Origin of the sequence: Caulobacter sp. Root1472 (assembly GCF_001426985.1) — a bacterium.
Taxonomy (GTDB): Bacteria; Pseudomonadota; Alphaproteobacteria; order Caulobacterales; family Caulobacteraceae; genus Caulobacter; species Caulobacter rhizosphaerae.
Window position 1 is genome coordinate 124,716 of record NZ_LMFX01000013.1, and the last position, 7,081, is coordinate 131,796.

Sequence of the window (7,081 nt, forward strand, 5' to 3'; positions counted from 1 at the left end):
GCCTAGTCCTCCAGGCCGACCAGAGAGCGGGAGAAGGCGCGGGCGTCGAACGGCTGCAGGTCGTCCACGCCCTCGCCGACGCCGATCAGCTTGATCGGGCTGTCGGAGGCGCGGGCCACCGGCACCAGCACCCCGCCGCGCGCGGTGCCGTCCAGCTTGGTCATCACGATGCCCGACACGCCGACCTGGTTGCCGAAGATCTTCTCCTGGGCCAGAGCGTTGCGGCCGACCGTGGCGTCCAGCACCAGCAGGGTCTCGTGCGGCGCGTCGGGGTCGACCTTCTTGAGCACCCGGATCACCTTGAGCAGTTCGTCCATCAGGCCCTGCTTGTTCTGCAGGCGGCCGGCGGTGTCGATCAGCACGACGTCGTGGCCCTCGGCCTTGGCGCGCTCGACGGCCTCGTAGGCCAGGGCCGCGGCGTCGGCGCCGGGCGGGCGGGACATGAAGTCGGCCCCGGCCCGGTCGGCCCAGACCTTCAGCTGCTCGACGGCGGCGGCGCGGAAGGTGTCGCCGGCGGCGATCAGCACCTTGGCCTTCTTGGCGGCGAGGTCCGAGGCGATCTTGCCCAGGGTCGTGGTCTTGCCCGAGCCGTTGACCCCGATGAACAGCACCACATAGGGCTTGGGCCCCGACAGCGGGTCGAACACCCCCTCGCGGTCGGCCAGCTCGGCGGCGACCAGCTCGGCCAGGGCCTCCTTGACCTCGGTCTCGGTCGACGACTTGCCGAACCGGGCCTTGCCGAAGGCGTCGGTGATGCGGGCGGCGATCTGCGGGCCCAGGTCGGCCTCGATCAGCATCTCCTCCAGCTGGTCCAACTGCTCCTGGTCCAGCGGCTTCTTGGTGAAGGCGCCGGTGACCTGCTCGGTCATCTGCTGGGACGACCGGGCCAGGCCGGAGGTCAGGCGCTGGAACCAGCCTTTTTTCTGCTCGGGCTTTTCGCTCATGGCGTTCCTTTAGAGCGTGACAGGCGAAAGTGTGAGCGGTTTCAGCGTCCGTCACGCGCCAATAAATAGGGTTAGAGCCCGGGACAGGCTCTATCGGCCGTGGCATGAAACGCCAATGGACGCGCTTTCGACCACGCTCTTCTGGCTGGATTACGCCGCCGTCGCCGTGTTCGGGGCGACCGGGGCGCTGGCGGCCGCCCGTCGCAAGCACGACATCATCACCTTCGGCTTCTTCGCGGCCATCACCGGGGTGGGCGGCGGCACGTTGCGCGACCTGCTGATCGGGGCGCCGGTGTTCTGGGTCCAGCGGCCGGGCTATGTGATGGTCTGCCTGGTCGCGGCGACAGCCGTGTGGCTGCTGGGCAAGCGCGGCTGGCGCTTCCGGGCCCTGCTGTGGCTGGACGCCCTGGGCATGGCCGCCTACGCCGTGGTGGGCACGGCCAAGGCGCTGAGCCTGGGCGTCCACCCGTTCACCGCGGTGGTCATGGGCGTGCTGACCACCGCGTTCGGCGGGGTGATCCGCGACGTGCTGGCCGAGGAGCCCAACCTGCTGCTGCGCCGCGAGATCTATATCACCGCCGCCCTGCTGGGCGCGGCGGTGTTCGCGGGCCTGACCCTGCTGCACGTCGGCTTCTGGCCCGCCGGGATCGCCGGCTTCGCGGCGGCCTTCGGCCTGCGGGCCTGCGCCCTGAAGTTCGGCTGGAGCCTGCCGGGGTTCGCGGGCGGGGAGGACGCCCGCCTCTGACGCTCGCACCGCGTTAGTGCAGCGGCACTAGTCTCGATATAGTAGTAAATCCTGAGAAAATTCAAGCGGTTAAGGCAATGATACGGTTTTCCCGGCACAGCCTGGGAGATCATGATGTCGTTCCGTCTTGTCCTGCTGGCGAGCCTTTTGCTCGCCCTGCCTGTCAGCGCCCTGGCCGACCCTTGCGTCGCACCGTTGCCTGGTCCCTCGACCACCTTCAGCGGCGTTGTCCGCTATATCGGCGACGGCGACAGCCTCTGCGTCAGCCGCAGCTCCGATCCCCAGACCTGGGTCGAGGTGCGGCTCGGCGATTTTTCGGCCCCCGAACTGCACGACGCCGGCGGGGCGCGGGCGAAAGCCATGCTCAAGGCCCTGACCTATGGCCAGTACCTGGTCTGCCGGGCCGGACGGCAGTCCTATGACCGGGTGGTGGCCCGTTGCCAGCTGAATGGCGCGGGGATCGGCGACCTGCTGCGCCAGAACGGTGCGGTCGAGGGGGGCAACTAGGCCGGATCAGGTGTCGCGGTCGGGGTGCTGGCGGCTGACCACCGGCGCGGCGGGACCGCCCGCCGGCGGGCGCACCGGCATGTCGGCCAGGTGCTCCGTCCAGGCCGGACGTCCTTCGGCCGCCAGCTGAACCGCCGGTTCGACCCGCGACGGATCGTCGAAGGCGAACACCGCCAGGTCGATCTGGTCGGCGCTCCATTCAAAGGTCAGGGGCGTGCCGCAGGCGGCGCAGAAGCCGCGCTTCACCGCGTCCGAGCTCTGGAAGGTCGAGCGCTGACCGCGCGAGCAGACCAGGTCGGCGACGTTCACCGTCACCAGCGCCCCGAACGGCCCGGCGAAGGCCTTCTGGCACATGCGGCACCAGCAGATCGAGGCGCGGCCGGTCTCGCCCTCGACCCGAAAACGCACCGCGCCGCACTGGCAGCCGCCGGTCAGGGCAAGGTTGGACATGGCAAGACCTCAGGGCTGGTGCGGCGGGACCGGCAGGGCAGGGATCGGCGTCAGGCGAAAGGTGACTTCATAGGCGTCGTGATCGGACAGCACCGGCCCGCCGGTGGTCGAGCCGTCGAACCGGGCCTCGACCTGGACCGGCCGGATGGCCACCCGGTCGCCCGGCTTGAAGCCGATCAGGTCCTGGGTGTCCAGCCACGGGGCGTCGCCGTCGGCCGAGATCTTGGCGTCGCAGCTCTGCGGCTCCTGGAAGCAGACCTGGCTGACCACCTCGAACGGATAGCGCTGCATCACATAGTCATAGCGGTCCGGCGCGTGCATGACGTTGAAGTCGCCGCCGACGATCAGGGGCGCGCCTGGCGTGCGGTCGTTCTCCATGAAATGGCCCAGCTCCTCGGCCTGCAGGTGGTGGGCCATGCGGTTGCGGTTGCGCGGCACGCCCGAGGCGCCCTTGGAATTGAGATGGGTGTCGGCGATCTCGACCGGGGTGGGGAGGCCCGGCACGTCCAGGCTGACCAGCATCACGCCCTTGTTGGCCAGGCAGTCCAGGCCGGCGCAGTAGCGATAGGCGTGCGACTTGACCCAGTTGATCGGATGGTCGCTCAGCACCCACAGGCCGCTGGAGCCCCACTTGCCCCAGCCCTCGCCCTTGCGACGGTACTTCACCCGCTTGTAGGGCGGCCGGTCGTCCTTGCCGAACGGGTTGGCGTCACGCTGCTTCTTGCGCGGCCCCCGGGCGACGTGGGCGTAGCCGCTGAGCTGGATCAGGTCGCGGACCTCGTCGCGAAAGCCTTCCTGCAACAGGACGACGTCGGGCTGCAGCCCCTTCTCGCGCAACGCGGCCAACTGGCGGCCGATGGCCTTCAGCTTGGAGCCGCGCCCGAACCGCACCGGCCAGGGCAGGCCCTCGACATTGTAGGTCATGACGCTGAGTTCGACCGGCTGCATCGGGCCCACCGGATGGAAGGCGGCGGGCGGGGTGTCCTCGGTCTTGGGTTCCTGGAGAGGCGCGGCCTCCTGGGCGCGGGCCGAAACGCCGAACGACAGGGCCGCGGCCAGGGCGGCGGTCAGGACGAGGCGACGGATCATGCCTGGGCGGCGAGCTCGGCGATCACCCGCGCGCCGTCATGGCCGATCACCCGGAAGGCGGCGATCTGGCCCTGGGGCGCGGGACCCCCCAGGGCGGGATCGAAGGCGATCTCCGTAAAGTCTTCGGCCCGGGCCACGCCGTCGCGTTCCACCAGGCCCGACAGGGTGCGGCCCACCTGGCGCTGCAGGTGGCGTTCCAGCCCGGCCTGGCCCGCCTCGCGCAGCCGGCGGGCGCGATCCTTGATCACCGGGCCCTTGACCGGCGGCATCCGCGCCGCCGGCGTGCCGGGGCGGGCGCTGTAGGGAAAGACGTGCAGGAAGGCCAGGCCCGCCTCCTCGACCAGCTTCAGGGTGTTCTCGAACGCCTCGTCGCTCTCGGTCGGGAAGCCGGCGATCAGGTCGGCGCCGAAGGCGGTGTCGGGACGCACGCGACGCACCTCGGACACCAGCTTCAGGGCGTCCTCGCGGCTGTGGCGGCGCTTCATGCGCTTGAGCACCAGGTTGTCGCCGGCCTGCAGCGACAGGTGCAGATAGGGCATCAGCCGCGGCTCGGTCTCGAGCAGCTTGAACAGGTCGGGATCGATCTCGGCCGCGTCGATCGATGACAGGCGCAGGCGCGGCAGGTCGGGGACCATCCGCAGGATGCGGCCCACCAGTTGGCCGAGGGTCGGCTGGCCGGGCAGGTCGGCGCCCCAGGAGGTGACGTCGACGCCGGTCAGCACCACCTCGTTATAGCCCTCGGCCGATAGGCGACGGACCTGCTCGACCACCTCGCCGGCCGGGGCCGAGCGTGAATTGCCCCGGCCGTAGGGGATGATGCAGAAGGTGCAGCGGTGGTCGCAGCCGTTCTGGACCTCGACATAGGCCCGCGCCCGGTCCTTCAGGCCGGCGATCAGATGACCGGCGGTCTCCTTGATCGACATGATGTCGTTGACCCGCACGCGGGTGGAGGTGTCGAGCAGGGCGCCCGGCGCGGCCTTCTCGGCGTTGCCCAGGACGAGGTCGACTTCGGGCATGGCGGCGAAGGCGGCGGGATCGATCTGGGCGGCGCAGCCGGTGACGATCAGCCGGGCGTCCGGCCGCTCGCGGCGGGCCTTGCGGATCGCCTGGCGCGCCTGGCGCACGGCCTCGTTGGTCACCGCGCAGGTATTGAACACCACCGCGTCCGCCAAGCCGTCGGCCGAGGCGCGGGCCCGGATGGCCTCGGACTCGTAGGCGTTCAGCCGGCAGCCGAAGGTGACGACGTCGACGCCGTCCGGGCCGGACACGGTGGTCGCGGGACCGCCTTCTTCGCCTACAGCGGGCTTGGGCGTCGGAGGCCTGGAGATGAGCGTGTAGGTCGTCACGGCCGGTCCACGAACGCCGCGAAGGCGTCCTTCCAGTCGGGATGCCAGCGCGACAGGGCGGGCCGGTTTTCGATGACGTCGCCCATGGCCCAGGCCATGCGCTTCTCGTCCAGCGACCGCGGCACGTCGTTGTCCGGGCACAGAATGTAGAAGTCGCCGCGGGCGATGCTGTCCAGCATGAACTGCACGGTCTGCTCGGGCGTCCAGGCGACGGCCGGCTTGTCGGTCCCGCGCCGGGTCATGCCGGTGTGGACGAAGCCGGGGATCAGCAGGCGGGCGTCGACCTGGCAGTCGACGATCTCGCGCAGGGTATGGGCCAGCCCTTCGGTCAGGGCCCTCACCGCCGACTTGCTGACATTGTAGGCCGTGTTGCCCGGCGGCTGGGTGATCCCCTGCTTGGAGCCGGTGTTGATGATCAGGCCGGGACGGCTGCTGGCCGCCATCTCCTCGCCGATCAGCTGGACGCCGTTGACCACGCCCCACAGGTTGACGTCCAGCACCCGCTTCCACGGGTCCTCGCCCGAGAAGGCGTCGCCCCCGCCGCCGACTCCGGCGTTGTTCATCAGCACGTCGACCGCGCCGAACCGCTCGACGGCGGCGTCGCGCAGGGCCTGGACGGCGGCGCGGTCGGCGACGTCGGTCGGCACGGCCAGGGCCTTGTCGCCGATCGCGTCGGCGGCCTTCTTCAGGGCCCGGCCCATGATGTCGGCCATGACCACGTTCATGCCGAGGTCGGCGAAGGCCCTGGCGGCGGCCAGGCCGATGCCGTCGGCCGCGCCGGTGACCACCGCCGTCTTGCCCGGTCCGATGGCGGGATGGATGGTCATGCGGCCGCGCGCTCCGGCAGCTTGCCGACGAACTCCATGGTCACGGGACCGGTCATGATCACGTGGCCGTCGGCCTCGCGCCATTCGATGGTCAGGGCGCCGCTTTCGAACTCGACCTTGGCCACGCGATCGGTCAGGCCGCGGCGCACGGCGGCCACCTGGGCCGCGCAGGCGCCGGTGCCGCAGGCCGCGGTCAGGCCCGCGCCGCGTTCCCAGACCTTCAGCTGGATGTGGTCGCGGGCGGCGACGTGGGCGAAGCCGACATTGACGCCTTCCGGGAACAGCGGGTGGTGCTCGACGAGGCTCCCCGTGCCGGTGGCGAACGCGTCGTCGACCGGGGCCTCGACGAAGAACACCACGTGCGGATTGCCCATCGAGACGCAACCGGGCGTGTGGACCAGGGGCGCGTCGATCGGACCGACCTGCAGCTCGATACCGACCGTATCCATCTCCTCCGCCAGCGGGATCCGGTCCCAGGCCAGGCCCGGCTGACCCATGTCGACGGTGACCAGCTTGTCGCCGGCCATCACGCCCGACAGCCGTCCGGCCACCGTGTCGAAGGCCACCGCGTCCTTCTTGCCCGACTGCATCAGCAGCCAGGCCACGCAGCGCGTGCCGTTGCCGCAGGCTCCGGTCTCCTCGCCGTCGGAATTCCAGAACCGCACATAGGCGCTGGCGCCTTCAGCGCGCGGCGGGTCGATGGCGATCACCTGGTCGCAGCCGATCCCGCCTTCGCCCTTTTCCGAATTGGGGCGTTTGGCGATGGCGCGGATGTCCTCAGCCGTCGGATTGAAGGGCTGGGTCAGGGTCTCGATGACGACGAAGTCGTTGCCGAGGCCGTTCATCTTGAGAAAGGTGCGGCTCATGGTGGGGGCTATATAGTGGAAAACCTCGGCCGAGTCAGAGGCCGGGCCCAACTGCGGCGTTTTGAGCGCGGCTTTTTGGACGCGGACCTTCTTGAACTCTCTTCCAGCGGGAGAGGGAGTGGCCCGCCCGCGCAGCGGTTGGGAGGGTGAGGGATTACGCCCTCACCGTTTTTCACGGCCGCCCTGCCGGCACGCCGTCTGACACCTAAACCCCTTGTCTGTTGGAGAAGCGGTAAGCTGCTGGTGTCTTCCGGGACGTCCGCCTGGTGTTCTCAGCACCAGGCGGACCGCCGGCGGAGGGACCGAT

8 protein-coding genes are annotated in these 7,081 nt (G+C 70.0%); 2 read left to right on the plus strand and 6 right to left on the minus strand.

Annotated features, from left to right (window positions below):
* Positions 1-2: 2 nt before the first annotated feature.
* A complete protein-coding gene (gene ftsY, locus ASD47_RS11410; RefSeq protein WP_056756032.1) occupies positions 3-944 on the minus strand; it encodes a signal recognition particle-docking protein FtsY in 942 nt (313 codons plus the stop codon).
* Positions 945-1,059: 115 nt separating this feature from the next.
* Between ftsY and ASD47_RS11415 the strand changes: the two genes are divergently transcribed.
* Both ASD47_RS11415 and ASD47_RS11420 read left to right on the plus strand, forming a co-directional pair.
* Positions 1,060-1,689 (plus strand): trimeric intracellular cation channel family protein, encoded by a 630-nt coding sequence (locus tag ASD47_RS11415; RefSeq protein WP_056756036.1) that lies wholly within the window; start codon positions 1,060-1,062, stop codon positions 1,687-1,689.
* Between the two features lie 114 nt (positions 1,690-1,803).
* Positions 1,804-2,196: a thermonuclease family protein gene (locus tag ASD47_RS11420; protein ID WP_056756039.1), complete on the plus strand. Its 393-nt coding sequence runs from the start codon at positions 1,804-1,806 to the stop codon at positions 2,194-2,196.
* Between the two features lie 6 nt (positions 2,197-2,202).
* On the opposite strand, the gene ASD47_RS11425 is transcribed toward ASD47_RS11420, so the two are convergent.
* From ASD47_RS11425 to dapF, 5 genes are read right to left on the minus strand one after another with little or no spacing between them, the layout of a single operon-like run.
* On the minus strand, positions 2,203-2,646 hold the full coding sequence (locus ASD47_RS11425) for a GFA family protein (RefSeq protein ID WP_056756043.1): 444 nt from the start codon (positions 2,644-2,646) through the stop codon (positions 2,203-2,205).
* Positions 2,647-2,655: 9 nt separating this feature from the next.
* A complete protein-coding gene (locus ASD47_RS11430; RefSeq protein ID WP_056756046.1) occupies positions 2,656-3,735 on the minus strand; it encodes an endonuclease/exonuclease/phosphatase family protein in 1,080 nt (359 codons plus the stop codon).
* Positions 3,732-5,081 (minus strand): tRNA (N(6)-L-threonylcarbamoyladenosine(37)-C(2))-methylthiotransferase MtaB, encoded by a 1,350-nt coding sequence (mtaB, locus tag ASD47_RS11435; protein WP_056756050.1) that lies wholly within the window; start codon positions 5,079-5,081, stop codon positions 3,732-3,734. The genes ASD47_RS11430 and mtaB overlap by 4 nt, the downstream gene beginning before the upstream one ends.
* Positions 5,078-5,992 (minus strand): SDR family NAD(P)-dependent oxidoreductase, encoded by a 915-nt coding sequence (locus ASD47_RS11440; protein ID WP_162251635.1) that lies wholly within the window; start codon positions 5,990-5,992, stop codon positions 5,078-5,080. Before ASD47_RS11440 ends, mtaB begins: the two co-directional genes overlap by 4 nt.
* The gene (gene dapF / locus ASD47_RS11445; RefSeq protein WP_056756077.1) at positions 5,905-6,774 is read right to left on the minus strand and encodes a diaminopimelate epimerase; all 870 of its coding nucleotides are present in this window, start codon (positions 6,772-6,774) and stop codon (positions 5,905-5,907) included. Before dapF ends, ASD47_RS11440 begins: the two co-directional genes overlap by 88 nt.
* Positions 6,775-7,081 lie beyond the last annotated feature (307 nt).

Bases quoted from the DNA above. Each gene is read 5' to 3' on its own strand.
- ftsY (WP_056756032.1), bottom strand. From the start codon at position 944: ATGAGCGAAAAGCCCGAGCAGAAAAAAGGCTGGTTCCAGCGCCTGACC.
- ASD47_RS11415 (WP_056756036.1), top strand. From the start codon at position 1,060: ATGGACGCGCTTTCGACCACGCTCTTCTGGCTGGATTACGCCGCCGTC.
- ASD47_RS11420 (WP_056756039.1), top strand. From the start codon at position 1,804: ATGTCGTTCCGTCTTGTCCTGCTGGCGAGCCTTTTGCTCGCCCTGCCT.
- ASD47_RS11425 (WP_056756043.1), bottom strand. From the start codon at position 2,646: ATGTCCAACCTTGCCCTGACCGGCGGCTGCCAGTGCGGCGCGGTGCGT.
- ASD47_RS11430 (WP_056756046.1), bottom strand. From the start codon at position 3,735: ATGATCCGTCGCCTCGTCCTGACCGCCGCCCTGGCCGCGGCCCTGTCG.
- ASD47_RS11440 (WP_162251635.1), bottom strand. From the start codon at position 5,992: ATGGCGCGAGGCCGACGGCCACGTGATCATGACCGGTCCCGTGACCAT.
- dapF (WP_056756077.1), bottom strand. From the start codon at position 6,774: ATGAGCCGCACCTTTCTCAAGATGAACGGCCTCGGCAACGACTTCGTC.